Annotated in this window: 23 protein-coding genes and 1 other RNA gene; 16 read left to right on the top strand and 8 right to left on the bottom strand. The window is 63.9% G+C overall.

Translation table 11 applies throughout. The features are described from left to right. Nucleotides 1-161 precede the first annotated feature (161 nt). From ACQ4WO_RS02775 to ACQ4WO_RS02765, 3 genes are all read left to right on the top strand, one after another. Nucleotides 162-1,073, top strand: coding sequence for a LysR family transcriptional regulator (locus tag ACQ4WO_RS02775; protein WP_436480139.1), 912 nt, complete (start codon nucleotides 162-164; stop codon nucleotides 1,071-1,073). A gap of 80 nt (nucleotides 1,074-1,153) precedes the next feature. Further along, nucleotides 1,154-1,984, top strand: coding sequence for a prolipoprotein diacylglyceryl transferase (gene lgt / locus ACQ4WO_RS02770; RefSeq protein ID WP_436480138.1), 831 nt, complete (start codon nucleotides 1,154-1,156; stop codon nucleotides 1,982-1,984). 179 nt (nucleotides 1,985-2,163) lie between these two features. After that, the gene (locus ACQ4WO_RS02765; RefSeq protein ID WP_436480137.1) at nucleotides 2,164-3,660 is read left to right on the top strand and encodes a GGDEF domain-containing protein; all 1,497 of its coding nucleotides are present in this window, start codon (nucleotides 2,164-2,166) and stop codon (nucleotides 3,658-3,660) included. On the opposite strand, the gene ACQ4WO_RS02760 is transcribed toward ACQ4WO_RS02765, so the two are convergent. The 5 genes from ACQ4WO_RS02760 to ACQ4WO_RS02740 form a co-directional block, all read right to left on the bottom strand. Continuing rightward, nucleotides 3,657-4,121 carry an EVE domain-containing protein gene (locus tag ACQ4WO_RS02760; protein ID WP_436480136.1) on the bottom strand — a complete coding sequence of 155 codons (465 nt, stop codon included), beginning with the start codon at nucleotides 4,119-4,121 and terminating at the stop codon, nucleotides 3,657-3,659. The genes ACQ4WO_RS02765 and ACQ4WO_RS02760 overlap by 4 nt on opposite strands. A 90-nt stretch (nucleotides 4,122-4,211) precedes the next feature. After that, nucleotides 4,212-4,389: non-coding RNA, 6S RNA (gene ssrS, locus ACQ4WO_RS02755), on the bottom strand. Nucleotides 4,390-4,443: 54 nt separating this feature from the next. Beyond that, on the bottom strand, nucleotides 4,444-4,755 hold the full coding sequence (locus ACQ4WO_RS02750; protein WP_034747344.1) for a cell division protein ZapA: 312 nt from the start codon (nucleotides 4,753-4,755) through the stop codon (nucleotides 4,444-4,446). Then, the gene (locus ACQ4WO_RS02745) at nucleotides 4,755-5,018 is read right to left on the bottom strand and encodes a hypothetical protein (protein WP_034747342.1); all 264 of its coding nucleotides are present in this window, start codon (nucleotides 5,016-5,018) and stop codon (nucleotides 4,755-4,757) included. The genes ACQ4WO_RS02750 and ACQ4WO_RS02745 overlap by 1 nt, the downstream gene beginning before the upstream one ends. 156 nt (nucleotides 5,019-5,174) lie before the next feature. Beyond that, nucleotides 5,175-5,921 carry a hypothetical protein gene (locus ACQ4WO_RS02740; RefSeq protein WP_436480135.1) on the bottom strand — a complete coding sequence of 249 codons (747 nt, stop codon included), beginning with the start codon at nucleotides 5,919-5,921 and terminating at the stop codon, nucleotides 5,175-5,177. Between the two features lie 524 nt (nucleotides 5,922-6,445). On the opposite strand from ACQ4WO_RS02740, the gene groES reads away from it, so the two are divergent. Both groES and groL read left to right on the top strand, forming a co-directional pair. Continuing rightward, the gene (gene groES, locus ACQ4WO_RS02735) at nucleotides 6,446-6,736 is read left to right on the top strand and encodes a co-chaperone GroES (RefSeq protein ID WP_010400979.1); all 291 of its coding nucleotides are present in this window, start codon (nucleotides 6,446-6,448) and stop codon (nucleotides 6,734-6,736) included. A 50-nt stretch (nucleotides 6,737-6,786) separates the two neighbouring features. After that, the gene (gene groL / locus ACQ4WO_RS02730; RefSeq protein ID WP_128142111.1) at nucleotides 6,787-8,436 is read left to right on the top strand and encodes a chaperonin GroEL; all 1,650 of its coding nucleotides are present in this window, start codon (nucleotides 6,787-6,789) and stop codon (nucleotides 8,434-8,436) included. Nucleotides 8,437-8,604: 168 nt separating this feature from the next. Here the strand turns inward: groL and ACQ4WO_RS02725 are convergent, their stop codons facing one another. Further along, nucleotides 8,605-9,699, bottom strand: coding sequence for a hypothetical protein (locus tag ACQ4WO_RS02725; protein ID WP_436480134.1), 1,095 nt, complete (start codon nucleotides 9,697-9,699; stop codon nucleotides 8,605-8,607). Nucleotides 9,700-9,989: 290 nt separating this feature from the next. Here ACQ4WO_RS02725 and ACQ4WO_RS02720 point away from each other — a divergent pair, with 290 nt between their 5' ends. From ACQ4WO_RS02720 to ACQ4WO_RS02710, 3 genes are all read left to right on the top strand, one after another. Continuing rightward, complete coding sequence (locus tag ACQ4WO_RS02720) at nucleotides 9,990-10,502, top strand: hypothetical protein (RefSeq protein ID WP_436480133.1); 513 nt, start codon at nucleotides 9,990-9,992, stop codon at nucleotides 10,500-10,502. Nucleotides 10,503-10,589: 87 nt separating this feature from the next. Then, nucleotides 10,590-11,147 carry a GNAT family N-acetyltransferase gene (locus ACQ4WO_RS02715; protein WP_436480132.1) on the top strand — a complete coding sequence of 186 codons (558 nt, stop codon included), beginning with the start codon at nucleotides 10,590-10,592 and terminating at the stop codon, nucleotides 11,145-11,147. A gap of 81 nt (nucleotides 11,148-11,228) precedes the next feature. Further along, a complete protein-coding gene (locus ACQ4WO_RS02710; RefSeq protein WP_128142106.1) occupies nucleotides 11,229-12,803 on the top strand; it encodes a POT-type proton-dependent oligopeptide transporter in 1,575 nt (524 codons plus the stop codon). Between the two features lie 113 nt (nucleotides 12,804-12,916). Here the strand turns inward: ACQ4WO_RS02710 and ACQ4WO_RS02705 are convergent, their stop codons facing one another. After that, on the bottom strand, nucleotides 12,917-14,548 hold the full coding sequence (locus tag ACQ4WO_RS02705) for an alpha-D-glucose phosphate-specific phosphoglucomutase (protein WP_436480131.1): 1,632 nt from the start codon (nucleotides 14,546-14,548) through the stop codon (nucleotides 12,917-12,919). Between the two features lie 316 nt (nucleotides 14,549-14,864). Between ACQ4WO_RS02705 and ACQ4WO_RS02700 the strand changes: the two genes are divergently transcribed. From ACQ4WO_RS02700 to ACQ4WO_RS02665, 8 genes are all read left to right on the top strand, one after another. Next, the gene (locus ACQ4WO_RS02700; protein ID WP_436480130.1) at nucleotides 14,865-17,126 is read left to right on the top strand and encodes a TonB-dependent siderophore receptor; all 2,262 of its coding nucleotides are present in this window, start codon (nucleotides 14,865-14,867) and stop codon (nucleotides 17,124-17,126) included. Between the two features lie 51 nt (nucleotides 17,127-17,177). Beyond that, nucleotides 17,178-17,924 (top strand): DUF4198 domain-containing protein, encoded by a 747-nt coding sequence (locus ACQ4WO_RS02695; RefSeq protein ID WP_436480129.1) that lies wholly within the window; start codon nucleotides 17,178-17,180, stop codon nucleotides 17,922-17,924. Nucleotides 17,925-17,926: 2 nt separating this feature from the next. Further along, nucleotides 17,927-18,262, top strand: a complete 336-nt coding sequence (locus tag ACQ4WO_RS02690; protein WP_436480128.1) for a DUF3649 domain-containing protein — start codon at nucleotides 17,927-17,929, stop codon at nucleotides 18,260-18,262. Further along, a complete protein-coding gene (locus tag ACQ4WO_RS02685) occupies nucleotides 18,259-19,881 on the top strand; it encodes a PepSY-associated TM helix domain-containing protein (RefSeq protein ID WP_436480127.1) in 1,623 nt (540 codons plus the stop codon). Before ACQ4WO_RS02690 ends, ACQ4WO_RS02685 begins: the two co-directional genes overlap by 4 nt. Next, nucleotides 19,881-20,234 carry a DUF3325 domain-containing protein gene (locus ACQ4WO_RS02680; RefSeq protein ID WP_436480633.1) on the top strand — a complete coding sequence of 118 codons (354 nt, stop codon included), beginning with the start codon at nucleotides 19,881-19,883 and terminating at the stop codon, nucleotides 20,232-20,234. Before ACQ4WO_RS02685 ends, ACQ4WO_RS02680 begins: the two co-directional genes overlap by 1 nt. A gap of 5 nt (nucleotides 20,235-20,239) precedes the next feature. Beyond that, nucleotides 20,240-20,767, top strand: a complete 528-nt coding sequence (locus ACQ4WO_RS02675; protein ID WP_436480126.1) for a sigma-70 family RNA polymerase sigma factor — start codon at nucleotides 20,240-20,242, stop codon at nucleotides 20,765-20,767. After that, a complete protein-coding gene (locus ACQ4WO_RS02670; RefSeq protein ID WP_436480125.1) occupies nucleotides 20,764-21,717 on the top strand; it encodes a FecR domain-containing protein in 954 nt (317 codons plus the stop codon). Before ACQ4WO_RS02675 ends, ACQ4WO_RS02670 begins: the two co-directional genes overlap by 4 nt. A 91-nt stretch (nucleotides 21,718-21,808) precedes the next feature. Beyond that, nucleotides 21,809-24,256: a TonB-dependent siderophore receptor gene (locus tag ACQ4WO_RS02665; RefSeq protein ID WP_436480124.1), complete on the top strand. Its 2,448-nt coding sequence runs from the start codon at nucleotides 21,809-21,811 to the stop codon at nucleotides 24,254-24,256. Here the strand turns inward: ACQ4WO_RS02665 and ACQ4WO_RS02660 are convergent. Then, nucleotides 24,247-26,061, bottom strand: coding sequence for a putative bifunctional diguanylate cyclase/phosphodiesterase (locus ACQ4WO_RS02660; RefSeq protein ID WP_436480123.1), 1,815 nt, complete (start codon nucleotides 26,059-26,061; stop codon nucleotides 24,247-24,249). The two genes, ACQ4WO_RS02665 and ACQ4WO_RS02660, sit on opposite strands and share 10 nt — an antisense overlap. Nucleotides 26,062-26,141: the final 80 nt, after the last annotated feature.

The raw sequence follows: 26,141 nt of genomic DNA, 5'->3' as shown, positions 1-26,141 counted from the left end.
CGAGAAATGAATAATGCCTGACTGCGCGGATTTTCAACAAAACCCTGCATGCAGTGGGGGTACGCCAGATTGCCTTGCGCGCGCCCCACTGTCAAATATATGATGCACGTGTCTGTGAGTCGTTTTACATATCACAGCAATCAATCCGCATGGAAACACATATGAACCTCGAACTGCGCCAGCTGCGCTACTTTGTCACCGTCGCCGAGGAATTGCACTTCGGCCGCGCCGCCGCGCGCCTGCACATGACGCAGCCGCCCCTGTCGCAAACCATCATGGCGCTGGAAGAATTGCTGGGCGCGCCGCTCTTCGTGCGCACGCGGCGCGAAGTGCAGCTGACGCCGGCCGGCACGGCCCTGCTGCCCGAGGCGCGCCGGCTGCTGGCGCAGGCGCAGGACTTGCCCGCGCTGGTGCAGCGGGCCGCGCAGGGCGAGGCGGGACGGCTGAGCCTAGCCTTTGTCTCGTCGGCCGACTACAGCGTGCTGCCGCCCCTGCTGCGCACGTACCGGACGGCCTATCCGCAAGTGCAAATCCAGCTACAGGAAGCCACCTCCGACCTGCAGCTCGACGAACTACTGGCCGGGCGCACGGATGCGGGCCTGTTGATCCCGCCCCTGCCCGAAAAAGCAAAAGGGGAACTCGATTACCTGCCCGTGCTGGCCGAACCGCTGGTGCTGGCCGCGCCGTCCGGCCTCGACATATTAAATACGCCGGGCCCCGTGCGCCTGCGCGACGTACCGCCCCTGCCCCTGATCATTTTCCCGCGCGCGATATCGCCCGCCCTGCACGACGCGATCCTGGGCGTCTTCCGCGCGGCAGGCATTACGCCGCAGATCGGCCAGGAAGCGATCCAGATGCAAACCATCGTCAGCTTGGTCTCGGCTGGCATGGGCATCGCGCTTGTGCCACAATCGGTATCGAATCTGATGCGCCCGGGCGTAGAATACAGGCCGCTGCAGGACGCCACGCCGCTGGTGGAAACGGGCCTGGCCTGGCGCCGCGACAATCCGTCCGCCGTGCTGCAAGGTTTCCTGGCGCTGCTGCGCAAGCAGATCGGCGCAGCCGCCGATTAAAATTAAGTGGCCGCTAAGACAAAAAACGGCCAGCGCCCCCATACTACGCAACCTTGGCTTTAAACAAAGAAAGAAACCCCATGCTGATACACCCGATGCCCGACCCGATAGCCATCCAGATCGGCCCGCTCGCCGTGCACTGGTACGGCCTGATGTATGTGCTGGCCTTTGCCCTGTTCATTATCCTGGGCAGAGTGCGCATCAAGCAGCCGCACATCGCCGTGCTGGGCTGGAAGAAGGAAGACCTCGATGACATGCTGTTCTACGGCATGCTGGGCGTGGTGATCGGCGGGCGCCTGGGCGAAGTGCTGTTCTACCGTCCCGAATATTTCATGCACAACCCGCTCGAGATCTTCATGATCTGGCATGGCGGCATGTCCTTCCATGGCGGCTTCCTCGGCGTCATCCTGGCCATGTATCTGTGGGGCCGCAAGGCGGGCCGCAACCTGTTCGACGTGCTCGACTTCATCGCCCCGCTGGTGCCGCTCGGCTATGCGGCCGGCCGTCTGGGCAACTTCATCAATGCCGAACTGCCGGGCCGCATCGCGCCGGAAACCCTGCCGTGGGCCATGCAGTGGCCAGGCATTCCGTATCCCGTGCACCCGTCGCCGCTCTACCAGATGCTGGTCGACGGCATCCTCGTCTTCATCATCCTGTGGCTGTTTGCGCGCAAGCAGCGCCCGCGCATGGCCGTGGGCGCCATGTTTACCCTGCTGTACGGCTGCGCGCGCTTCTTCACCGAATACTTCCGCACGCCGGACTGGGAAGTCGTGTGGCTGGGCGTGCCGATCACGTCGGGCCAGATGCTGTCCCTGCCGATGATCGTCGGCGCCATCGCCCTGCTGGTGTGGGCGTATAAAAGCCAGGTAATGGGCACGCCGCCCACCAAGGCGCGTCCGGCAAACACGTAAAAACACTGCTCCCCCGGTGGCGCGCCAGCCAGGCGCGCCACCATCTCCTTCCGCAACATTTCCCTCAACACAATTAAATTTCCTCGTGGAATAGACTTGCCGTTGACATCTCGGTATCATCGTTTTCACGGGCCGCCATACCGGCGGCACGCCACGACGCCACCGGGGAGTGCCTTGCCATGCCGCCTGCAGGGCGAAAGCTGACATGCTCGATTGCGCTGGCCGCCTGCTATGTGCTGGCCCAGCTGGCCTTGATGGCCTGGGCAGGCACGCGCGCCCCGTACGTCAGCTATGCATTCAGTATTGTCTCGCCCCTGCTGGCGCTGGCCGCCTGTTGCCGCTGCGCCTACGTCAGCGCGGCAGGCGCCGCCAGGACAGGCTGGGCCCTGTTCGCCGTGGCCATGCTGTTCTGGAGCACGGGCATGATATTGTCGGCCTGGCAGGATCTGAGCGGACAAGTGGCATCCGACGCCACGTATTTTTCCGATTTCGCCTATTTCATGTATGGCGCGCCCCTGCTGCTGGCCATGTCGTCCGTAACGCACCACCATCCCTCGCGCACGCTGCAATGGCTCGATGCCGTGCAGGTGCTGCTGGCGGCCTACCTGGCTTATACGGCCATCTTTTCCGTGTCGCCATTCGACCAGCGCTCGATCGCGCCGATTCCCGCCAGCCTGCTGGTGCTGACCTACAACGTGGAAAACCTGGTCCTGGCCTGCTGCGCTTCGCTGCGCCTGCTGGCGCACCGCCGCGATGGCGGGCAAGGCCGCTTTTACCTGTTGCTGACGGTGTTTTTATGGTGCTATGCGGGCTGCGCGGCCGCGTATAACTATCTGACCTTGCATGGCGTGACGCAAGCGTGGAGCGAAGTGCTGCCGAGCCTGCCGTTCCTGCTGCTGGTGCTGCTGGCCACGCGCGTCACGGCGGCGCAGTCTGCGGCCGAAAGTACGCAGGCGCAGCAGACGCCGCAAAAGCTGACGCTGCTGATCGACAATTTCAGTCCCATCTTCTTTACGGCCGCCTTGCTGGGCCTGGGCTTTGCCGTCATGCGCGCGCATTTCTACCTGGCGGCGGCGTCGCTGTTCGTCGCGCTGCTGGTCCACGCGCTGCGCTCGGCCACTTTGCAAAGCCGCTACATGCAAAGCGAACTGGCCTTGCGCGCCGCGCATGACAAGCTGGAAAAGCTGTCGCTGACGGATGGCCTGACGGGCATCGCCAACCGGCGCTGCTTCGACCAGACCTTGCAGCTGGAGTGGCAGCGCACCGCGCGCAACCATCAACCGCTGGCCCTGCTGATCATCGATATCGATTTTTTCAAGAGCCTCAACGATACCTTCGGCCACCCGTATGGCGACGCCTGCCTGGTGCGGATCGCGGCCGCCCTGCATTCCGCGCTGCCCCGCGCCAGCGACCTGGCGGCCCGCTTCGGCGGCGAGGAGTTTGCCGCCATCCTGCCCGCCACCGATGGCGACGGCGCGCTGGCCGTGGCGCACAAGATGCAGGAAGCGATCGCCGCTGCCGCCATCGTCCACGCGCCGTCGCGCGGCGGCCTGGTGACGGCCAGCATCGGCCTGGCCTTGAATGACGCAGGACAGACGCCGGAACAATTGCTGGCCGCCGCCGACCAGGCCCTGTACCGGGCCAAGCAGAATGGCCGCAACCGGGTCGAAAGCTAGCCTTTCAGCTTATTGGTAATCACTTTCCATTGCGCCGGCGTCACGGGCGTGATCGACAGCCGGCTGCCTTTCTTAAGCAGCAGCATGTCTTCCAGTTCCGGCATCTGGCGCATCTCGGACAGGGGCAGCAGCGCCGTCTTCTTTACGCCGCGCACGTCGACGCTGATCCAGCGCGGCTGCTCCGACGTGGCCTTGGCATCGAAATATTTGCCACCCTCTTCAAACTGGCTGTGATCGGGATACGCGCCGCTGGCCACTTCGGCCACGCCCGCCACGCCCGGCTGCGGGCAGCTCGAGTGATAGAACAGCACGCCATCGCCCGGCTGCATGCCATCACGCATGAAGTTGCGCGCCTGGTAGTTGCGCACGCCAAACCACGGCATGGTGTGCTGGGGCGCGGCCATCAGGTCGTCGATGCTCACTTCATCGGGTTCGGATTTCATCAGCCAGTATTGTTTCATGCAGACTCCGTATCAAAGCGACAGGCGTAAAAAAACGGTTGCGCATCAATGCTGCAACCGTTTTCAGTTGTACTACCAAGTTACTGCGAATTGGGCCCCGCCTGTGCCGCTATGCCGGCATCCCGAACCAAACGGTTCAAGGTGGTCACGTTAGTTCAATTTCGGGTTCGTCGAACGAGCGACGCTCACTCCCATCAAACAAAATTCGCAACCGATGCGCATAAATGGTTCAAGGAATATATGACAATCGCGAACACCGCAGGGTAGACCCAAGTTTACTCCTTTGATCGCGCATCGCAAAGACAAATCGTCGCGTGCACGCTTAAAAAAGGTTTTCCTGGGGCGTCAAAGCGCTATCGAGGACAGTATGCATGGCCGAGATTTTCTGCTTCACTTCCAGAATCGTCAATTCCGACAGCGGACCTTGCGGCGACTTCACGGAGAGGAATTCCGCGGCCACGCCCAGGGCGGCCAGCACGGCGATGCGGTCGTTGCCCTTGACCTTGCCCGCGTCGCGGATGGCTTTCATTTTGCTATCGAGATAGATCGCCGCTTCGCGCAGCGCACGCTCTTCGCCGTCGCGGCACACCATGCTGTAGGACTGGCCCATGATATTGACATCGACACGCGGCATCACGCTTCCTTCTCGTTCTCGGCAATATAGGCGCCCGCTTCCGAAGCGGCTTGCTCCAGGCCGGCTTGCACCAGTTCGGGAATTTTTTCCAGCAACGCTTCGACCCGCTCCTGCGCCTCGCGCATGCGCTGCACGTACAGGGCGTTCTCGGCGGCCAGCGCGGCATTGTCCTTGCGCAGTTGCGCGTTTTCACGGCGCAGCGCATGGGTCATTTCGGCCAGCAGGCCTATTTTGTCGGATAATTCGTTGAATTCGGAAATCATCCCGCCACTATAGGGCGGACGCTCCATGGGCGTCAATCGAATCACGCCGCTGTCACACATATTTACATCAATGCAGGTCAGTTGCCGTGAAATACACGCTTTTTCCGGCGCTTTTCGCCAAGTGCGCGCATCTGCCAGCGCCGCGATGGCAGCGTTTTACTCGTCGACGTAATCGGGTTCGATATCGAGTCCGCCATAGCGGTTTTCGCAAGAGCGGCGCGTCAGCGTCTGTTGTCCACCCTTGCCGTCAAGCACCATTGTCAAATCGCGGCAAGTACGACCGTAGCTGCCAGGTTTGCCGTCCGTCAGCGAGGGCGTCAGGCGCACCGCCAGCGGTACCGCATTGCCCAGTCCCTTGTTGCTCCACTGGCGCGTCTTGCCATCCTCTTCATCTTTCAAGGTGCGCACGGCGGCCGTCAACAGGGCTTGCTTTTCCTTGGCATTCAGCTTGGCGATGGTGACGTCGGACAGGAAAGGCGGATACACGACGGGCGCCGGATCCTTGCCCTGCACATCCCAGCGGCCGCTGCTCTGCGAACAGGTACGGCGGCTCAGGTCCTGCGACTTGTCACCGGCCGTGACGACGAATTTCAGGTCGCGGCACACGTGCGCCTTCAGGCTGTGTTCCGTCATGCCCGAGTTGCTGAAGTTATACGTGACTTTGACCAGCACGCCGCGGTCGCCGCCGTTGTCCCACACATGCGCTTCCTGGTCATCGTCGTCCTTGTTCAGATCGTTGAGCAGGTCGTTCAGCAGCATTTCCTTTTCCTGCGGCGTCAAGGCGGCCACGGTGATTTCGTCGACGATGGTGGGCGTTTGCGCGGCGGCATTGCCCAGGCAGGCCAGGCCGATGAAGGTGGCGCCCAGCAGGCGCAGGGTGGAACGGGAAGTGGTCAATGGCATGGTGTGCTTTCTCGTGCAGGTGGTGATATTGATATGCAATTACAATCATCTTATCAAAGTCCATAGCAAAACTGTGTTTCCTGTGCGTACAGGAACGCCGTTCGTCTGACGGGCATGCTAGAGTCGCGCCTGTTGCTGACGCCCGGGAACGAGGCTTGCGTTTGCGCAAACCCTGCGTAAATGCAGGCTGCGCAGAACGCCTAAGCTTCTCTTCCCGGAGAATAAGCCCTTGAATAAGCCCCCTACCGTCCCTATAATTAGCACTCGTTAGTAGAGAGTGCTAACAAACTCTTTCGTAGCAATCCTCAGGACATGATGGTGTCTGCCGGGCAACAGCAGGGAACGCTACGCGGCGGGCGACGCCGCGATGCCACCACTGCCTAGCTGGCACGCACACGATGACATGGGGTTTGCTTGACCGTTGCGGGCTGCTTTCAACGGCGGTCACTGAAAGCAGGTCTGGCGCTGTGCCAGGCATGTATTCATTTAGCAACACCTATCCATTGAACTTTAAGGAGTTTTGTATGAATCTGCGCCCATTGAACGATCGCGTCATCGTCAAACGCCTCGACCAGGAAACCAAAACTGCGTCCGGCCTCATCATTCCTGATGCAGCTGCTGAAAAACCGGATCAAGGCGAAGTCCTTGCCGTAGGCAATGGCAAGATTCTCGACGACGGCAAAGTCCGTCCTCTGGATGTCAAAGTGGGCGACCGCGTCCTGTTCGGCAAATACGCTGGCCAAACCGTCAAAGTTGACGGCGATGAGCTGCTGGTCATGCGCGAAGAAGACATCATGGCGATCGTCGTCAAGTAATTGTTTCCACGTTGTAGACAGATACATCCCGAAACTCAGGAGAATTGAACATGGCAGCTAAAGAAGTAGTATTCGGCGACGCAGCGCGCGCCAAGATGGTCGAAGGCGTCAATATCCTCGCCAACGCAGTCAAAGTCACCTTGGGCCCGAAAGGCCGCAACGTCGTTCTGGAGCGCTCGTTCGGCGCCCCTACCGTCACCAAGGATGGTGTGTCGGTAGCGAAAGAAGTTGAACTCAAAGACAAGCTCATGAACATGGGCGCGCAAATGGTCAAGGAAGTTGCTTCCCGCACCAGCGACAACGCCGGCGACGGCACCACCACCGCAACCGTGCTGGCACAAGCCATCGTGCGCGAAGGCATGAAGTTCGTTGCCGCCGGCATGAACCCGATGGACCTGAAGCGCGGTATCGACAAGGCAGTTGCTGCCACCGTCGAAGAACTGGCGAAAATCGCCCGTCCTTGCACCACGACCAAGGAAATCGCCCAGGTTGGCGCGATCTCGGCGAACTCGGACTACTCGATCGGCGAGCGTATCGCTGAAGCGATGGAAAAAGTCGGTAAAGAAGGCGTCATCACCGTGGAAGACGGCAAGTCGCTGAACGACGAGCTGGACATCGTTGAAGGCATGCAGTTCGACCGCGGCTACCTGTCGCCATACTTCATCAACAACCCAGAGAAACAAGTTGCCGTACTGGACAGCCCATTCGTCCTGCTGTGCGACAAGAAAATCTCGAACATCCGTGACCTGCTGCCGGTACTGGAACAAGTCGCAAAAGCTGGCCGTCCGCTGCTGATCATCGCAGAAGACATCGAAGGCGAAGCGCTGGCGACCCTGGTTGTGAACAACATCCGCGGCATCCTGAAAACTTGCGCAGTGAAAGCACCTGGCTTCGGCGACCGCCGCAAAGCCATGCTGGAAGACATCGCTGTCCTGACCGGCGGCCAAGTGATCGCTGAAGAAGTCGGCCTGACCCTGGAAAAAGTGACCCTGGCCGAACTGGGTCAAGCGAAACGCATCGAAGTGGGCAAAGAAAACACCATCGTCATCGATGGCGCCGGCGAAGCTGCCTCGATCGAAGCACGCGTGAAACAAGTGCGTGTACAGATCGAAGAAGCGACCTCGGACTACGACCGTGAAAAACTGCAAGAGCGCGTCGCCAAACTGGCTGGCGGCGTTGCCGTGATCAAGGTTGGCGCAGCCACCGAAGTCGAAATGAAAGAGAAAAAAGCACGCGTTGAAGATGCACTGCACGCTACCCGCGCTGCCGTGGAAGAAGGCATCGTGCCTGGCGGCGGCGTAGCCCTGCTGCGCGCACGCGCCAACATCACGGTCAAGGGCGACAATCCTGATCAAGACGCTGGTATCAAGATCGTCCTGCGTGCAATGGAAGAGCCACTGCGCATGATCGTGCAAAACGCTGGCGAAGAAGCTTCGGTCGTCGTGGCAGCCGTACTGGCTGGCACGGGCAACTACGGCTACAACGCTGCCAACGGCACGTATGGCGACATGGTTGAAATGGGCGTTCTGGACCCGGCCAAAGTGACCCGTTCGGCGCTGCAAAACGCCGCTTCGATCGCTTCGCTGATGCTGACGACCGACTGCATGGTCTGCGAAATCGCTGACGACAAAGCAGCCGGCGGCATGGGCGGCGGCATGGGTGGTATGGGCGGCATGGGCGGCATGGACGGCATGATGTAATGGCCGGCGTCCCCGCGCGCAGGCGACGGCGCGCGGGGATGCATCGCCGGGCCAGGACAGGCAGACCAAAAGCTGTTTATCCCAGCCCGGCAGCCCCGAAAAGCTATCTTCTACGGAAGGTAGCTTTTTTTTCGCCTGGCGCTTGTCGCCGCTGCCGCGAACACGCCCTCAGTTCTGGCTCAGGCTTTCCGGATACACGACGGCCGATGCATAATCGATGCGCTTCTCCGTATCATCGGGCGGCAGGCCGTTCGCGGCATATTTGATGTCGGCAGCCAGCAACGTCATGCTATGCCGCCCGAATGCCCCGACATCGACGTCGGGAAAAGTCATGCGGATGTCGCGCCGGAAATCGCGCGCGTGATTGAATCTGGTCGATATCTTGCGCACAAACGACAGCGCCTCGCCGTCCAGATACACACGGGAGATGTTCGGGTCCTTCGTCACCACGTAGTTGCGCCAATGCAAGAAGAACCAGCCGGTTGCCGGGCTGGGGTCAAAGGCAACCGTCGCGCGCACATCGCACGCCTTGCTGCTATACGCCAGATGTTGCGCCAAGCCCCCTCCCAGCGAATGACCGACCAGGTCGATGGGCGCCTGCACGCCCTCGTCCCGGCCCATGGCTGCCTTGCAGACAGCCGAGGAAGTCGTCTTCGGCAACACGCGCACCAGCGCTTCGATCAGACGCCCCCCTTCTGTCCGGGCCTCGCTAAACTGGGGATTGGCGCCTACGCCAAAATCGACGTTGCTGAAGTTGGCGATCCAGTCGCTGCGCCACTCATACGTGGTATTTTCCGTACCGCGAAAGGCCAGTACCGCCTCCAGCGGGCGGCCCGCCGCATCCAGCCTGATGTAGGTCTCATATTGCAAGCCCTTGGCGCCACGGCAAGGTTGCAGCGGGCCGCCCTGTCCCGCCGCCGGCTGCATGCCCAGTTGCTTGACAAGTTGCTGATTCAGCCGGAACCAGCCATCGGGCAAGCCGCTGCGCAAGGGAGGCGCGTCCGTGGCGGTAACATAATCGCAGGCGCGCTCCTGGCGCTCCGACACGGCAAGATCGCGCCGGTAAACGGCTTCGGCCATGTCGGCATGCGGTGATAGCTGGCGCAGCATGACAAGCGCCTCACCGGCCGGCAGGGTCTTTTCCACAGCGCCGGCAGCGGTGTGCGCCGATTCATGAATCGTTGGAAACTGCTTGCCCGTGCTCGCGCACGCGGCCAGAAAGCATGACGCGGCGAGCAGCGCCGTGCGTTTGATCATGTTCATCGTTTCTCCGTGGACGTTGATGCGCTGAGCCCAAAGCCGGACATTCCGTGCCTCGCCAGCGCGACAGGCAGCCTGCAGCATGGCTTCCTGCACCAAAGTTAGCACATAAGCAATTTCACACAAGTATTTATTGATTCATTTTGGAAATTTGACGGACCTATACCGTTTTAACAACACCGAAAGGCAAACCGATAGAAAGACGGAACAACCGGCTCTGGATGCGGCATCGACAGCGTGAACGGCCGGCTGGCTGCCCCCTGCGATTGCCGGCCTGTGCGTTTTGCTTTAGCATGGCCGCCATCGTCGTTCTTTCTCATCCCACCATCATGCCGCCACGCGCCTCTTCTTCCAAAACCACCATCATCGCCGGCATCCTGGCCGGCTTGCTGGCCGCCGGGCTCGGCGCTTTCTACCTGCACCAGCAATCCGCGCCGCATGGTGACCATGCCCCTGCCGCGAGCAGCCAGACGACGGCGCAAGAGCAGAACGCGCGCGCCGTCGATGCCTTGCTGGCTTTGCCGGAAATCAAGGCCTGGTCGGCGCATATCGAAAAGGCCTCGGGCGGCCGCGCACACGGCGCCGTGATGGAAACATCGCCCGAGACGCGCCTCGTCGATGGCGTCGCCTGCTATCAGCTGAGCTTTTTCGAAAGCACGCCCGATGCGGCGCACCGCTGGGAAAGTTTCGTCGTCACGCCCGACGGCAAGCGCATCCTCGTCGACGACATCGCCAGCGGCGACCTGATCACCCTGGAACAATGGCGCAAGGACAACGCGCCCATGCAGCGCATCGCGACGCAGTAACGCTCCACGCGGGCGTCCCCTGCGGCGGGACGCTGGCGTTGCAGCGCAAGCTTTACTTTCTGGTATCGAAGCCCGATACTCGGCCACATGCCCGCCATCACTGTCCGCTCCCTCACGCCAGACGACGCCAGCGCCTACCGCGCGCTGCGCCTGGCCGGCATCGCCGAACTGCCAGCCGCCTTCTGCACCACGCATGCGGCGGAAAGCGGCTTGCCCTTGGCACAGATAGCCGAGCGCTTGCGCGCCACATCGTACCAAATAATATTTGGCGCTTTCGACAAGGAACAATTGATCGGCATTGCCGGCCTGCGCCGCGAACCGATTGCCGTCGTGCATGACAAGACCAGCCTGTGGAACGTATACGTGACACCGCAGGCACGCGGCTGCGGTGCGGGACGGCAACTGGTGCAGGCGGCCATTGCACACGCCTGCAGCGTGCCCGAACTGGCCCGCGTGCGCCTGGCCGTGGCACAGGACAACGACGCGGCATTGACCCTGTACCTGGCCTGCGGTTTTACCCTGGAGGACTGTCCCGCATCGGATGGCATGCTGCAAATGCAACTGTTGCTGCCCCGCCCTGCCCGTGCAAGTGCCGAAAGTAATGTCTTTATGAAAATCAATACCTTACAAATCCCTGCGAAATAACGGACAGGCCGTTTTTTCTGTTGCAAGCAAACGCGGCAGGCCTTAGCATCGCGGCTTACAAAAAAAACTTGGGGAGAGCCAATGTCATCGGCCGAGACACAAACCGCCACGGGCAAAATGCCCCGGCAAATACCGTACATCATCGCCAACGAAGGCTGCGAACGCTTCAGCTTTTACGGCATGCGCAATATCCTGACGCCATTCCTCATCAGCACCTTGCTGCTGATGATCCCGATCGACCAGCGCACGGGCGAAGCCAAGCACGTGTTCCACACCTTCGTCATCGGCGTGTACTTCTTCCCGCTGCTGGGCGGCTGGCTGGCCGACCGCTTCTTCGGCAAGTACAACACCATCTTCTGGCTCAGCCTCGTGTATTGCGCCGGCCATGCCTGTCTGGCCCTGTTTGAAAACAGCGTCAACGGCTTCTATTTCGGCCTGTTCCTGATCGCCTTCGGTTCCGGCGGCATCAAGCCGCTCGTGGCCTCGTTTGTCGGCGACCAGTTCGACCAGACCAACAAGCACAAAGCCAAGCTGGTCTTCGACCTGTTCTACTGGATCATCAACTTCGGCTCCTTCTTCGCGTCGCTGCTGATGCCGATGTTCCTGCGCGACTACGGCCCCTCGATCGCTTTCGGCATTCCCGGCCTGATGATGCTGGCCGCCACCATCGTCTTCTGGATGGGCGCCAAGAAATACGTGCATGTGCCGCCAGCGCCGCCGAACCCCGATTCGTTCACCCGCGTGGCCCGCACGGCCCTGCTGGCGCGTGTCGACGGCGGCTCGCGTCCCGGCCTGTACGTGGCCTACGTCGGCGTGATCGGCGCCCTGTATGCGTTCTACAGCATTCCTGAATGGGGCTTCGTGATTTCCGCGTGTACCGCGCTGGTATTGCTGCTGGCCTTCGGCAGCATCGGCACGGCCATGCAGCTGGAACGCGCACGCGGCATCCACCCTGACGAAGCCGTCGAAGGCGTGCGCGCCGTGCTGCGCATCCTCGTCATCTTCGCCCTCGTCACGCCGTTCTTCTCGCTGTTCGACCAGAAGGCCTCGACGTGGATCGTGCAAGCGAACACCATGGAAAAACCAAGCTGGTTCCTGCCGGCGCAGATGCAGGCGCTGAACCCGATGCTGGTGATGCTCCTGATCCCGTTCAACAACCTGGTGCTGTACCCGATGCTGAACCGCTTCGGCTGGGAAGCGACGGCCCTGCGCCGCATGACGGCCGGTATCGGCTTTTCCTCGCTGGCGTGGATCGTCATTGGCCTCTTGCAGCTGGCCCTCGACAGCGGCAGCGCCGTCTCCATCATGTGGCAAATCCTGCCGTACGCGCTGCTGACGTTCGGCGAAGTGCTGGTCTCTGCGACGGGGCTGGAGTTTGCCTACAGCCAGGCGCCCGTCTCGATGAAGGGCGCCATCATGAGCTTCTGGAATCTGTCGACGACGGTGGGCAACCTGTGGGTGCTGATCGTCAACCGCAGCGTCATGAACGAAGGCGTGATCGGCAAGATCGCCGAAAGCGGCATCAGCGTGACGGCCTTCCAGATGTTCTTCTTCGCCGCCTTCGCCGCCGTGGCCATGCTGGCCTTCGGACTGTATGCGAAGCGCTACAAGATGGTGGACAACTACCGCCAGGCGGTGGTGCCGGGCAAGGCGTAATCATACAAGTAGGTCGGATTAGCCCGAAGGGCGTAATCCGACAACGCTGCTGACAATGTCGTCGGATTACGCGTGGCGATGCCACGCTAATCCGCCCTACGCATCCTTCTTTTTTACGTCGTCACCGTGGGCGCGTCGCGCTCCGTGCGCTCGCGGATCTGCGCGACCTGCTGCGCCACCGCGATCAGCCCCGCCAGCGCTTCCTGGGTCGGGATGGCGTGCCGGGCCGGATCGGCTTCGTAGCGCTCCAGGTACAAACGCAGGGTAGCGCCTTCGGTGCCCGTGCCGGACAGGCGCAGCACGATGCGCGCGCCGTCCGCCATGATGATGCGGATGCCCTGCTGCGTGGCCACGGAGCCGTCGACGGGGTCCGTGTAGCTGAAGTCGTCGGCCAGCGCCACTGTGTAGCCATTGACTACCTGGCCCGGCAAGGCGGCCAGCTGGCCGCGCACGGCGTCCATCAGCTGCGCCGCAGCGGCGCTGTCGATGTCTTCGTAGTCGTGGCGCGAATAGTAATTGCGGCCATACGTGGCCCAGTGCGCGCGCACGATGTCTTCCACCGATTGCTTTTTCTCTGCCAGCAGGTTAAGCCAGAACAGCACGGCCCACAGGCCATCCTTTTCCCGCACGTGGTTCGAGCCCGTGCCGTAGCTTTCTTCGCCGCACAGTGTGGCCATGCCGGCGTCGAGCAGGGTGCCGAAGAATTTCCAGCCCGTCGGCGTCTCGTAGCAGGGAATGCCCAGCGCGGCGGCGACCCGGTCGGCCGCGCCCGACGTCGGCATGGAGCGGGCGATGCCGGACAAGCCGGCGCGGTAGCCGGGCGCCACGCTGGCGTTGGCGGCCAGGATGGCCAGGCTGTCCGAGGGCGTCACGTCGAAGCGCCGGCCGACGATCATGTTGCGGTCGCCGTCGCCATCGGAGGCGGCGCCGAAGTCCGGCGCATCGGCGCCGGCCATGATGGCGATCAGCTGCTGCGCGTTGACGGGATTCGGGTCCGGGTGGCCGCCGCCGAAGTCTTCCAGGGGCAGGCCGTTGATGACGCTGCCCTTCGGCGCGCCCAGCATGCCTTCCAGGATGGCCGTCGCATACGGGCCGGAGACGGCGTGCATGCCGTCGAAGCAGATGCGCAAGCCGCCCGCGAACAGGGCGCGGATGGCGTCGAAATCGAACAGCTGCTGCATCAGTTCCGCGTAGTCCGCGACGGAATCGATCACTTCGACCGTCATCTGCTCGATGCGCACGGTGCCCAGGGTATCGAGGTCGATATCGGCAGCGTCGCTGATCCGGTATTCGGTGATGGCCTGCGTGCGCGCAAACATGGCTTCGGTGACCTTTTCGGGCGCCGGGCCGCCACTGGCGATGTTGTACTTGATGCCGAAATCGCCATCGGGGCCGCCCGGGTTATGGCTGGCCGACAGGATGATGCCGCCGCTCGCGCCATGCTTGCGGATCACGCAGCTGACGGCCGGCGTCGACAGGATGCCGCCCTGCCCCAGCAGCACGCGCGCATAGCCGTTCGCTGCCGCCATGCGCAGCACCGTCTGGATGGCCGCGCGGTTGTAGTAACGCCCGTCGCCGCCCAGCACCAGGGTCTGGCCGCGGCAGTCGCCGAGCGTGTCGAAAATGCTCTGCACGAAATTTTCCAGGTATTGCGGCTGGCTGAACACGCCCACTTTTTTGCGCAGACCCGACGTGCCTGGCCGCTGGCCGGCTATCGGCGCCGTATTGATGATTTGAATAGCCATCTTGCCTCCATGTTAACTTCGCATGTTAACCCATGCGGGGCTGGCGGCAAAGCGTTGTACGTCTGCCACGGTGCGGTAAACCGCTTACGCTGGCTACGGCAATGCCGCAGCTCACTCTTGCATGTCTCGCAACCCAGCACTATAATAAGAATAGTTCTCATTCACATTTAGACTCTCACCAGAGTCTGCTCCCAGTCACCGGCTGGTGCGCAGCTGGATGACACGCTGCGCCAGCCAGGCACTACGCCAAGCAAGCCTTCCCCTATCAATACCTGTGTGCCGCACAAAGGCAGGCGCACGAGAAGAAGGATGTTTCATGGCGCGAGCACGTTCGCTGGCCGGCATGGTTGCCGGCCCGTTTTCCCCATCCATTTCCAAGGTTGCCATGCGTCCGCTGGCCATCGCCGTGCATTCGGCCTTGCTGACGGCGGCGCTGGGCGCGGGCGCGGCCCTGGCAGCGGAAGCGCCCGCCAAGCCCGAAGAAGCCACCTTGAGCGAAATCAAGGTGCAGGCCCAGCAAGACAAGGCGTCGACCGAACACACGGGTTCCTACACCACCAAGCAGATGGCTACGGCCACGCGCATGGGTCTTTCCATCCGCGAAACGCCGCAATCGATTTCCGTGGTGACGCGCCAGCGCATGGACGACATGGGGCTGAACAGCCTGGCCGAGGTGCTGGTGCAGTCGACGGGCGTGACGGTGCAGGAAAACGACAGCGAACGCACGAGCTTTTCGGCGCGCGGCTTTTCCATCGGCAACTACCAGATCGATGGCGTGGCCGTCAATTCCGGCAGCAATGCACTGTTCGACACGGCCATCTATGACCGCATCGAAATCGTGCGCGGCGCCACGGGCCTGGTCAGCGGCAATGGCGACCCGTCGGCCACCATCAACATGCTGCACAAGCGTCCCGGCAAGGAGTTCGCCGCCTCGGCCGGCCTGACCGTGGGCTCGTGGAACAAAGTCCGCCTCGAAGGCGACATCAGCGCGCCGCTGAATGCCGACGGCAGCATCCGCGGAAGAGTCGTCGTGGCCGGCCAGAACCGCCATTCCTATATGGACCTGTACAAGGAACGCAAGCTGGCGGGCGCCGTCATCGTCGAGGCGGACCTGACACCGGACACTCTGCTGACGGCCGGCATCGACTATCAAAAGAATACGCCGAAAGGCACGAGCTGGGGCACCACGCCCCTGTTCTTCTCGGACGGCACCTCGGCCAACATGCCCCGCTCGTTCAACATGGCGGCCAAGTGGAGCAGCTGGGAGCGTGAATTCGAAAACAAATACGTCTACCTCGAGCACCGCTTCGCCAATGACTGGAAGATCAAGGCTGCCTACGGACGCCTGGACAGCTCCTCGAACGGCAAGCTGTTCTACGGCGGCAGCGGCTTTCCCAACCGCGACGGCAGCGGCCTGGAAGTCTGGAGCGGCGCCTTCCCCTACGATGAAAAACAGGACAACTTCGATCTGTCGGCCAATGGCGCCTTCACCCTGTTCGGCCGCCAGCACGACCTGGTGCTGGGCGTGAACGGCTGGAAGCGCACCGGCACGACGAATGAAACCTTGCTGCCCGATCCGCTGCCCTACGCCACCACCATCCCCGACTTCCGCAACTGGACGGGCGACGTGCCCGAGCCGGTGCTGACGCGCACGGGCGCGCGCGATGTCGCCACCACCAGGCAGTCGGGCGCTTTCATCGCCACGCGCATCAACGTCACGGACAACTTCAAGGTGCTGGCCGGCGCGCGCGTCTCCCGCTGGGAAACATATAACGACCGCATCGACACCCGGGGCCGTTTCGTGAAGCGCAGCTCCGCCTACAAGACGGACGACGTCGTCACGCCGTATGCGGGCATGGTGCTCGACGTGAGCAAGAGCACCTCGCTGTACGCCAGCTATACCGACCTGTTCAAGCCGCAAAACCTGAAGGACAAGAACAACGCCTTCCTCGACCCGATCACGGGCAGCAACGTGGAAGCGGGCGTGAAGAGCGAATTCTTCGACGGCGCCGTGAATGCTTCGTTCGCCGTGTATGAAGCCAAGCAGGACAACCTGGGCGAGGAAGACCGATCAGTGCCGCTGACCTTCGTGCTGCCCGATGGCAGCCGTCCCTATATCTCTTCGGGCAAGGGCACGAAAAGCAAAGGCTACGAAGCGGAAGTGTCGGGCAGCCCCATGGGCGGCTGGCAGCTGTTCGCCGGCTACACGCACAACAAATCGAAGACGGGCAAGGGCGTGGTGACCAACACCATCCAGCCGACCAATATGCTGCGCGTCTCGACCACCTACCGCCTGCCGGGCGAGCTGCAAAACGTCACCGTCGGCGGCGGCTTGAACTGGCAGAACGAGATCTACACGACAGCCACCCTGCCGAACAAAAGCAAGATCCGGGTCAGCCAGGGCAGCTACGTGCTGGCCAACCTGATGGCGCGCTACCAGATCAGCCCGAAACTGTCGGCCAGCCTGAATGTCAACAACCTGTTCGACAAGACGTATTTCCGCCGCGTGGGCTTCTATAACGGCGGCTATTACGGCGAGCCGCGCAACGTGGCGCTGAACCTGCGCTACCAGTACTGAAGCACGATACGAGCCGATTTTCCACTCACATAACAAGATAAGGGATACACCATGCACATCATTTCCATCGCGCGCCTCGGCGCCCTCGCCACCGCCCTGCTGGGCGCAGCCCTCGTCTCCGGCAGCGCCAGCGCGCACCAGATCTGGCTGCAGCAGGACGGCAAGGCGGCCAGCGTCTACTTCGGCGAATTCGGCGACAACCTGCGCGAAGCGTCGCCCGGCCTGCTGGACAAGTTCAGCATCAAGAACGTGACGTGGGTATCGGCCAAGGGCGCGCAGCCGCTACAGGCAAGCAAGACGGCCGGCGCGTTCCTCCTCAATGGCAAGGTGGGCGCCGGCGAAAGCATCATCGTCGAAGAAGACAACTACCCGTCGTGGGAAGAGAAAAAGGATGGCAAGGCCACGCGCACCGTGTGGGTCCCGGCCGCGCGCCTGATCGCCGACGGCAAGGCGCAGACGCCAGCGTTGACCCTGGACCTCGTGCCGACCGGAAAACCAGGCCAGTTCCAGGTCAGCTACCAGGGCAAGCCCCTGGCGCAAGCCAAGGTCAACGCCGTGGTGCAGTCGGGCTGGGGCAAGGAAGCGTGGAGCGATGCGCAAGGCCTGGTCAGCTTCCCGCTGCCATGGAAGGGCACCTATGTGCTGGAAGTGCAGCACACGGACAAGACGGCCGGCCAGCGCGGCGCGCAAGCCTATGACAAGGCGATGTTCGTGACCACCCTGAGCCTGGTGCAGCCGCAAGGCGTGACGCCGCTGCCGGCCGGCCCGGCCCTGCCGCCCAGCAAGGATCACAACTGACCATGCAAGCGCCAGCCATCACTAAAATCGCGCGCCTGCGGCTGTCCGCCGGCGCCGTGTACCGGCTCGGCGTGGCCTCGCGCAGCGTGGCGGCCATCGTCGGCGGCTACGTGCTGGCCGCGCTGGTCACCATGCTGCTGTCGGTAAGCCTGCCCATGGCCCGTTCCGAAGCCGTCATGGCAGCCACCCTGCTGTCGTTTGCCATCTATACCTGCGCCGTGATGTGGGTCTTCGCCACGCGCAGCGCGCTGCGCGCCTGGCTGGGTCTCCTGATTCCGGCCGCCGTCATCGCCGCCATCCTGCAGTGGATGGACGCACTATCCTGGAGTCTCGCATGAAAGAAGGTTTCCGCCAGTCGATGGCATGGCTGCACACCTGGTCCGGCCTGCTCGTCTGCTGGATCTTGCTGCTGGTGTTTTGCGCCGGCACGGCCAGCTACTACCGCAATGAAATCACGCTGTGGATGCAGCCCGAACTGCATGGCGCCGCCGCCAGCGAGGTGAGCACCGAGGAAGCGGCCAAGGTCGCGCAAAAAGCGATGGAAGAGCGGGCCACGGGCGCCACGCGCTGGTTCATCAGCCTGCCCGGCGAGCGCAGCCCCGCCACGCAACTGGGCTGGAGCAAGCCATCGCAACCGGGCGAAAAGAAACGCGGACGGCGCGGCAATTTTCATAGCGAAAAAGCCGACCCGGCCACGGGCGAGGTGCTGTCCAAGCCGCGCGAGACGCGGGGCGGCGAATTCCTCTACCGCCTGCACTTCGACCTGCACTACATGCCGGCCATCTGGGCCCGCTGGATCGTGGGTTTCTGCGCCATGTTCATGTTCGTCTCCATCATCAGCGGCATCGTCACGCACAAACGCATCTTCAAGGACCTGTTTACCTTCCGGCCGAAAAAGGGCCAGCGCTCGTGGCTCGATGCGCACAACGTGACGGCCGTGCTGGCCCTGCCCTACCACATCATGATCACCTACACGGGCCTGGTCACGCTGATGTTCCTGTACATGCCATCGGGCGCCACGGCCGCCTACAAGGGCGACAAGGACGCCTTCTTCGCCGAAGCGTTTCCCGGCCGCTCGGGCGACAGCAAGCCGGCCGGCGTGGCCGCGCCGCTGACGGCGCTCGCGCCCCTCGTGCGCCAGGCGGAACAGCACTGGGGCGGCGGCAAGGTCGAGCGCATTTCCGTCAACCACCCGGGCGACGCCAACGCCACCATTTCGCTGACGCGCGCGGGCGGGCGCGACATGTCGTCGAAACAGCCGTCGATGGAATTCGATGGCGTTTCCGGCAAGCTGCTGTCGACCGACGGCGACGCGCAGCCTGGCGCCGCCGCCACGCAAGGCGTGATGGTGGGACTGCACGTGGCGCATTTCGGCGGCCCGCTGCTGCGCGCCCTGTTCTTCCTGTCCGGCCTGGCCGGCTGCGCCATGGTCGCCACGGGCGCCCTGCTGTGGGCCGTCAAAACGCGCCAGAAGCAGGCCAAGGCGCTGGCCGCCGGCAAGCGCGCCAGCTTCGGCCTGCGCCTGGTCGAGGCGCTCAACATCGGCGCCATCGCCGGCATCCCGATCGCCTTCGGCGCCTACTTCTGGGCCAACCGCCTGCTGCCGGTGGCGATGGAAGAGCGGCCGCAAGAGGAAATCGCCTGCTTCTTCGGCGCCTGGGCCCTGGCCGCCATCGTCGCCCAGCTGCGCCCGTCGCGCGCCATGTGGCGCATGCAGCTGGCCGCCGGCGCCTTCCTGCTGGCGTCGCTGCCCGTGCTGAACGTCTTTACCACCGATTCGCACCTGGGCGTCACGCTGTTCCTGGGCCGTGGCCCCGTGGCGGTGGCCGCCTTCGACCTGGTGGTGCTGGTGCTGGGCCTGGGCCTCGCGTATGCGGCGTTCAAGTTGAAACCGCTGCCCATGAAAGCGGCCAAGGCGGCGCCAGTAAAACCGGCGCAGACGATGGAGGCCGCGTGATGGAGCTGCTGTCGAACTTCCTCGTCTTCGCCCTGTGCTATGCGGGCCTGTCTTCGCTGTGCCTGGCCATGGACCGCCACTACGCCGACCTGCACGGACGCGGCGCGGAACCGCCCGCGCCGCTGCGCCGCCGCCTGCAGTGGACGGGCTGGCTGGCGCTGGCGGCGGCCCTGGCCTGGGCCATGCACATCGCCGGCAGCGGCTATGGCCTCGTCTACTGGGTCGGCAGCCTGACGGGCTGCGGCTTGCTGCTGATCTGGCTGCTGCCGTATGCCCCCCACCAGGCCATGCGCCTGGCGCGCATCATCGGCGTGGCGGCCTTGCTGGCCGCCGTCGCGCTGGCGGTGCTGTAACGGCCATGGCCATGCCCCCCCTGCTGCCCACGCAGCTGGAAAGCCATTATCGCGCGCACCACGGCTGGCTGGCGCACTGGCTGCAGCGGCGCCTGGGCAATGCTGCCGAGGCGGCCGACCTGATGCACGATACCTTCGCGCGCATGCTGGCCGGCGCGCCCATGCAGCCGCACACGCCGGCCCTGCGCGCGCCCAAGGCTTACCTGGCGACCGTCGCCAAACATCTGCTGATCAACCATTTGCGCCGCCAGTCGCTGGAACGCGCGTGGCTGGCCGCGCTCGCCGCCCTGCCCGAACAGCATGTGCCATCGACCGAGCAGCGCGCGGAAATCCTGCAGGCGCTGCAAGCGGTCGACACCATGCTCGACAGCCTGAAACCGAAGGTGCGTGCCGTCTTCATCATGGCGCAGATCGAAGGCCATGCCTACGCGGACATCGCCGCGCAGCTGGGCATCGGCGAGCGCTCCGTGAAACGCTACATGGCCGAGGCGCTGACCGAATGCGTGCTGCTGGCGCAGGACTTGCCGGCATGAGCGCGGCCACTTCGCCATATCCACCGTTGTCGCGCAAAGTGGCGCGCCAGGCCGTCGAATGGTATTTGCTGGAGCAATCGGGCCAGGCCACGCCGGACGACCTGGCAGCCAGCGCCCAGTGGCGTGCACGCGACCCGGAACACGCGCGCGCCTGGAACAGGATGCAGCAGGTGAGCCAGACGGCTGGCCTGCTGCCGCCGGAGTTGGCCGTGCCCGTGCTGCGCCGGCCGCAGCGCCGCGTGGCCGTGCAAGTGCTGTTGGCGCTGATGGCGGCGCCCGCCGCCTGGCTGCTGGTGCGCCACGACATGCTGGCCGATTACCGCAGCGGCGTGGGCGAACGGCGCGAAGTCTCGTTGCCCGATGGCGGCACCCTGGTGCTCAACACGGACAGCGCCGTCGACGTGGCGTATGGCGCCGGCGAACGACGGCTGACCCTGCGCCGCGGCGAAGTGCTGGTGCAGACGCGCCCCGACCATGCGGGCAGCCGCCCTTTCATCGTCGCCACCTGTCATGGCCGCATCCGCGCGCTGGGCACGCGCTTTACCGTGCGCGTCGACGACGACGGCAGCCGCGTGACGGTGCTCAAACACGCGGTGGAAATCACGCCGCGCGCCCCCTCGGCCACCGTCCGCACGCTCGTGGCGGGCCAGCACAGCCGCTTCGACGCCAATCACGCCGGCCTGCCCACGCCGGCGCCGCTGCAAGCCGATGCGTGGGCGCGCGGCATGCTGGCGGTGCAGGACATGCGCCTCGATACCTTCGCTGCCGAATTGTCACGCTACCGCCCCGGCCTGCTGCGCGTGGAGCCGCAAGTGGCGGGCTTGCGCCTGTCGGGCGCCTTCCAGCTCGACGACACGGACGCCGTGCTGGACAGCCTGGCGCGCATGCTGCCCGTCGACGTGCTGTACCGCACCCCGTACTGGGTCAACATCGCGGCCCGCAAAAAATAATTGATAAAAATTGGCCCTTTTTTTCGCCGTGACCTGTCCTGACGGTATGACAACGATACCTTACAACGACACTCACCGGAAAGGCCAGACCATGCACCCACCCCGTTTGACTCCCCTCGCGCGCGCCATCGGCAGCGCCTTGATCCTGCTGTCGCTGGCGCAGGCGCCGGCCATGGCGGCCGATGCCACCGCGCCAGCCACCGTGCAAACGGTCTTCCACGTGCCGGCCGGCGAACTGTCCGCCGCCATCGCCAGCTTTGCCATCGAAGCAAAAGTGAGCGTGGGCGCGGCGGCCGAACTGCTGCAAGGCGTGCGCACGCCGGGCCTGAACGGCAGCTACACGGTGCCGCAGGCACTGGCCCGCCTGCTGGCCGGCACGGGCCTCGAGGCGCTGCCCAGCGGGGAACGCAGCTACGTGCTGCGCAAGGCGGGGGCCGCATCGACCGGCACCCCGATTGCCGCCACCCTGGACGAAGTGGCCGTCAGCTCCAGCGCCCTGCGCGACGGCACCACGGAAGGCAAGCGCGGCTACGCGGGCCTGACCAGCGCCACGCGCCTGAATCTGTCGCTGCGCGAAACGCCGCAGGCCGTCAGCGTCATCACGCGCCAGCAGATCGACGACCAGGGCTTGCGCACCTTGCAGGACGTGCTGGCGCAGGCGCCCGGCATCACGGTCGACCATTCGTCGAGCACGCGCGAATACGACCAGGTATTTTCACGCGGCTTCGAAGTGACGTCGTACATGTTCGACGGCATCCCGACCAGCAAGAACCTGGAAGCGCGCACCTACGACATGGCCATCTACGATCGCGTGGAAATCATCCGCGGCGCCACGGGCCTGATCAGCGGCACGGGCAGCCCGTCGGCCGCCGTCAACCTGGTGCGCAAGCGCCCGGGCCGCGCTTCTGTCGCCACGGCCGGCGCGCAGCTGGGATCATGGGACCGCTACCGCATCGAAGGCGACGTCTCGACACCGTTGACGGCGGACGGCAAGGTACGCGCACGCCTCGTCGCCGCGCATGAAGACCAGCGCTCGTTCATTGACCGCTACCGGCAGAAAAAGGACGTGCTGTACGCCATCGTCGAAACGGACCTGACGCCGTCGACGGTGCTCAGCGCCGGCATCAACTACCAGCAGGAAAAGCTCAAGGGCGCGGGCCGCGAATTCCCCATTTTCTACAGCGACGGCTCGCAGACGCGCTTCCCCCGGTCGATGAACGGCACGACAGCGTGGAGCACGTATGACCGCGAGCAGAGCATGCTGTTCGCCACGCTCGACTATTATTTCGACAACGACTGGATCGCCAAGCTGGCCGTCAGCCGCAGCAGCAACCAGTACGATGCCTTGCAGGGTTTTTCAGGCAATGGCTACCCGGACCGCGTGACGGGTGGCGGCATGCGGCTGTGGCTGGCCAACTGGCACAGCAAGCCGCAACAGACCTCGCTCGACGCGTACGTCAGCGGACCGTTCCGGGCCTTCGGCCGCCAGCACGAACTGGTGCTGGGCGCGAGCGCCTCGGAACTCGAGACGAATAGCCCCATCTATCCGGGCTGGCGTCTCGCCGGCTATGACCATGCGGTGCCGAATATCCACGCCTGGAACGGCGATATGCCGGTGCCCGACTACAGCGGCACGCGCCTGGGCAGCTCGTACGACAAGGAGCGCGAAAGCGGCCTGTATTCGACGCTGCGCCTGCGCCCGACGGACGCGCTGTCGGTGATCCTGGGTGCGCGCCTGTCGTACTGGAAGCGCGACATCCGCAGCGATTACGATGCCGACACGGACCTGTACGACGCGATGCGCGAAAACGGCAAGATCACGCCGTATGCGGGCTTCGTCTACGACCTGGGCCGAAACTGGTCGGCCTATGCCAGCTACACGAGCATCTTCACGCCGCAAAGCCAGCGCGACGTCAACAGCCGCTTCCTGGCGCCGCTCGAGGGCAAGAACTACGAAGTGGGCGCCAAGGGCGAATTCTTCGGCGGCAAGCTCACCACGAGCGTCGCCCTCTTCCAGCTGAAGCAGGAAAACCTGGCCGAAGCCGATCCGGGCAATGTCTGGATCATCGGCACGGGCGGCGGCTCCTACGCCTATCACACGGTCAAGGGCGCCACCACGCGCGGCTTCGAGGCGGAAGTATCGGGCCAGTTGCGCCCCGACTGGCAGCTGACGGCCAGCTATGCGCATAGCCGCATCCGCAATGCCGCCGCCGCACGCATCCAGACCAACCAGCCGCAGAACATGCTCAAGCTGTGGACCACCTGGCGCCTGGCGCAAGGCGTGCCGGGCCTGCTGCTGGGCGGCGGCGTGAACTGGCAGAGCGATATCTACATGGATGACCGCGGACCGAATGGCGAACGCTTCACGCAGAACGCGTATGCGGTGGCGGGACTGATGGCGCAGTACCAGGTCAGCAGGCAGCTGGTGGCGACCCTGAACGTCAATAACGTCTTCGACAAGAAGTACTATTCGACGGGCATGGGCGGCTACTACGGCGATTCGCGCAACGCCATGCTGTCGCTGCGCTATCAGTTCTGAATGGCTTCGCTACTTTTGAGCAGCGCCTCGATGTCCTCGGGCGCCACGGCGCGGCCGAGAAAATAGCCAAACGCTTCGTCGCAGCCCATCTCGGCCAGCAGTTCCAGCTGCTCGCCGCTTTCCACGCCGCCGGCGATGGTGCGCAGTCCGAGCGTGCGCGCCATCGCCACAATGGCGCGCACCACGGCGCTATCGCCGCCCGACTTGCCCAGGTCGTCGACGAAGCACTTTTCGATCTTCACGGCATCCGTGGGAAAGCGTTTCAGGTAAGTGAGCGAAGCGTCGCCCGTGCCGAAATCGCTGATGGCGATCGCCATGCCCAGCTGGCGGAACTGGCGCAGTATCAGCTCGCAGTTCTGGTTGCTGTCGATCAGGATGCCGGCGGCGATTTCCAGTTCGATGCAATGGCCCGGCACGCCGGCCGCCTCCAGCGCGGCGGCGAAATTGCGCGCGATATCGCGCTGGTAGAACTGGCGCGCGGACAGGCTGACGGACACCGTCAGCATCTGCCCCTGCGCGATCCAGCTGCGCGCCTGCTCCACGGCCGTGGCCAGCACCCAGGCGCCCACCGGCAGGATCAAGGCGCTTTCCTCCAGCACCGGCAAAAAGTCGAGCGGCATCATCAAGCCCAGTTCCGGGTGCTTCCAGCGCAGCAGCGCCTTCACGCCCGTGATCCTGCGCGTCTTCAAGTCCATGCGCGGCTGGTAGTACAGCACGAATTCATTGCGTTCGAGCGCGTGGCGCAGGGCCGTCTCGAGGATGGTGCGCGAATACGACTGCGTCTGCATGCGCGGGGCATAACGCTGGCAAGTACCGGGCGCGTGGCGCTTGGCCGCATACATGGCCAGGTCGGCCTTTTCGATCAGCGCATTGACGTCGTCATCGTCGTCCGGGTACAGGGCCACGCCCACGCTGGCTGCCACCGACAGGCTGTATTCGCCGATGACGAAGGGCGCGGCGATGGCGCGGACGATTTTCTCGGCCACCCGCTCGGCATCATGCGCCGTGCGCAGTTCCGTCAACAGGATGATGAATTCGTCGCCGCCCTGGCGCGCCACCGTATCGACCTTGCGCACGCACTGCTGCACCCGGCGCGCGAACTCCGTCAGCACCTGGTCGCCCACGTCGTGCCCCAGGCTGTCGTTGATGGATTTGAAGCGGTCGATGTCGACGAACAGCACGGCCAGCAGCCCCTGGTGGCGGCGCGCGTAGGCGATGCCGTGCTCGAAGCGGATCTGGAAATGCAAACGGTTCGGCAAGCCCGTCAAGCCGTCGTGGTGGGCGATGAATTCCAGCTGCTGCTCGGCGCGCCGGCGGGCCGACACGTCGTGCAGCAGCAGCACCGCGCCGCCCTGCGCCAGCGGCGCGCAGCTGTACTGCACGTCGATGCGCTTGCCGTCGAGATGGCGCAGCAGCACGGCGCCGCGCGCCACTTCCAGCACTTCCTGCCGCGCCACGCAGTCGCGCACCTGGCGCGCCGCGTCGATGGGCGTGCCGTCATGGAACAGCGGCAGCAGCTGCGTCACGGCCTGGCCCGGGCCATCGTCGCCCTGCAAGCCGCCCATGGCGCTGGCGCGGGGATTCAGGTACCGCACCACGCCATCGTGGTCGGTGCCGATGACGGCCGCCGGCAGCGCATGCAGCAGCGCCAGCGCATCTGCCATGCGTTGCGCCTGCGCCGCCTGCAGCACCACGCCCGTCGCATGACGCATGCGCCACATGCGCGCCGCCCGCCACTGGCACGCCAGCAGCACGGCGAGCACCATGGCCATGGCCAGGCACAGCGCCAGCAGCGGCGCCGTCATGCGTCACCTGGCAGGCGGAAAGTACGGAACATGGTTTTCCTTTGCAACGTGCGCCATGCGGCCGGGCGCAGATACATGCT

The sequence above is a fragment of the Janthinobacterium aestuarii genome, from assembly GCF_051380835.1.
Classification (GTDB): Bacteria; Pseudomonadota; Gammaproteobacteria; order Burkholderiales; family Burkholderiaceae_D; genus Janthinobacterium; species Janthinobacterium aestuarii.
This window is presented reverse-complemented; position numbering and strand designations above follow the sequence as displayed.

Coding starts and splice junctions, on each gene's coding strand:
- ACQ4WO_RS02775 (WP_436480139.1), top strand. CDS start 162: ATGAACCTCGAACTGCGCCAGCTGCGCTACTTTGTCACCGTCGCCGAG.
- lgt (WP_436480138.1), top strand. CDS start 1,154: ATGCTGATACACCCGATGCCCGACCCGATAGCCATCCAGATCGGCCCG.
- ACQ4WO_RS02765 (WP_436480137.1), top strand. CDS start 2,164: ATGCCGCCTGCAGGGCGAAAGCTGACATGCTCGATTGCGCTGGCCGCC.
- ACQ4WO_RS02760 (WP_436480136.1), bottom strand. CDS start 4,121: ATGAAACAATACTGGCTGATGAAATCCGAACCCGATGAAGTGAGCATC.
- ACQ4WO_RS02750 (WP_034747344.1), bottom strand. CDS start 4,755: ATGCCGCGTGTCGATGTCAATATCATGGGCCAGTCCTACAGCATGGTG.
- ACQ4WO_RS02745 (WP_034747342.1), bottom strand. CDS start 5,018: ATGATTTCCGAATTCAACGAATTATCCGACAAAATAGGCCTGCTGGCC.
- ACQ4WO_RS02740 (WP_436480135.1), bottom strand. CDS start 5,921: ATGCCATTGACCACTTCCCGTTCCACCCTGCGCCTGCTGGGCGCCACC.
- groES (WP_010400979.1), top strand. CDS start 6,446: ATGAATCTGCGCCCATTGAACGATCGCGTCATCGTCAAACGCCTCGAC.
- groL (WP_128142111.1), top strand. CDS start 6,787: ATGGCAGCTAAAGAAGTAGTATTCGGCGACGCAGCGCGCGCCAAGATG.
- ACQ4WO_RS02725 (WP_436480134.1), bottom strand. CDS start 9,699: ATGAACATGATCAAACGCACGGCGCTGCTCGCCGCGTCATGCTTTCTG.
- ACQ4WO_RS02720 (WP_436480133.1), top strand. CDS start 9,990: ATGGCCGCCATCGTCGTTCTTTCTCATCCCACCATCATGCCGCCACGC.
- ACQ4WO_RS02715 (WP_436480132.1), top strand. CDS start 10,590: ATGCCCGCCATCACTGTCCGCTCCCTCACGCCAGACGACGCCAGCGCC.
- ACQ4WO_RS02710 (WP_128142106.1), top strand. CDS start 11,229: ATGTCATCGGCCGAGACACAAACCGCCACGGGCAAAATGCCCCGGCAA.
- ACQ4WO_RS02705 (WP_436480131.1), bottom strand. CDS start 14,548: ATGGCTATTCAAATCATCAATACGGCGCCGATAGCCGGCCAGCGGCCA.
- ACQ4WO_RS02700 (WP_436480130.1), top strand. CDS start 14,865: ATGGCGCGAGCACGTTCGCTGGCCGGCATGGTTGCCGGCCCGTTTTCC.
- ACQ4WO_RS02695 (WP_436480129.1), top strand. CDS start 17,178: ATGCACATCATTTCCATCGCGCGCCTCGGCGCCCTCGCCACCGCCCTG.
- ACQ4WO_RS02690 (WP_436480128.1), top strand. CDS start 17,927: ATGCAAGCGCCAGCCATCACTAAAATCGCGCGCCTGCGGCTGTCCGCC.
- ACQ4WO_RS02685 (WP_436480127.1), top strand. CDS start 18,259: ATGAAAGAAGGTTTCCGCCAGTCGATGGCATGGCTGCACACCTGGTCC.
- ACQ4WO_RS02680 (WP_436480633.1), top strand. CDS start 19,881: ATGGAGCTGCTGTCGAACTTCCTCGTCTTCGCCCTGTGCTATGCGGGC.
- ACQ4WO_RS02675 (WP_436480126.1), top strand. CDS start 20,240: ATGGCCATGCCCCCCCTGCTGCCCACGCAGCTGGAAAGCCATTATCGC.
- ACQ4WO_RS02670 (WP_436480125.1), top strand. CDS start 20,764: ATGAGCGCGGCCACTTCGCCATATCCACCGTTGTCGCGCAAAGTGGCG.
- ACQ4WO_RS02665 (WP_436480124.1), top strand. CDS start 21,809: ATGCACCCACCCCGTTTGACTCCCCTCGCGCGCGCCATCGGCAGCGCC.
- ACQ4WO_RS02660 (WP_436480123.1), bottom strand. CDS start 26,061: ATGACGGCGCCGCTGCTGGCGCTGTGCCTGGCCATGGCCATGGTGCTC.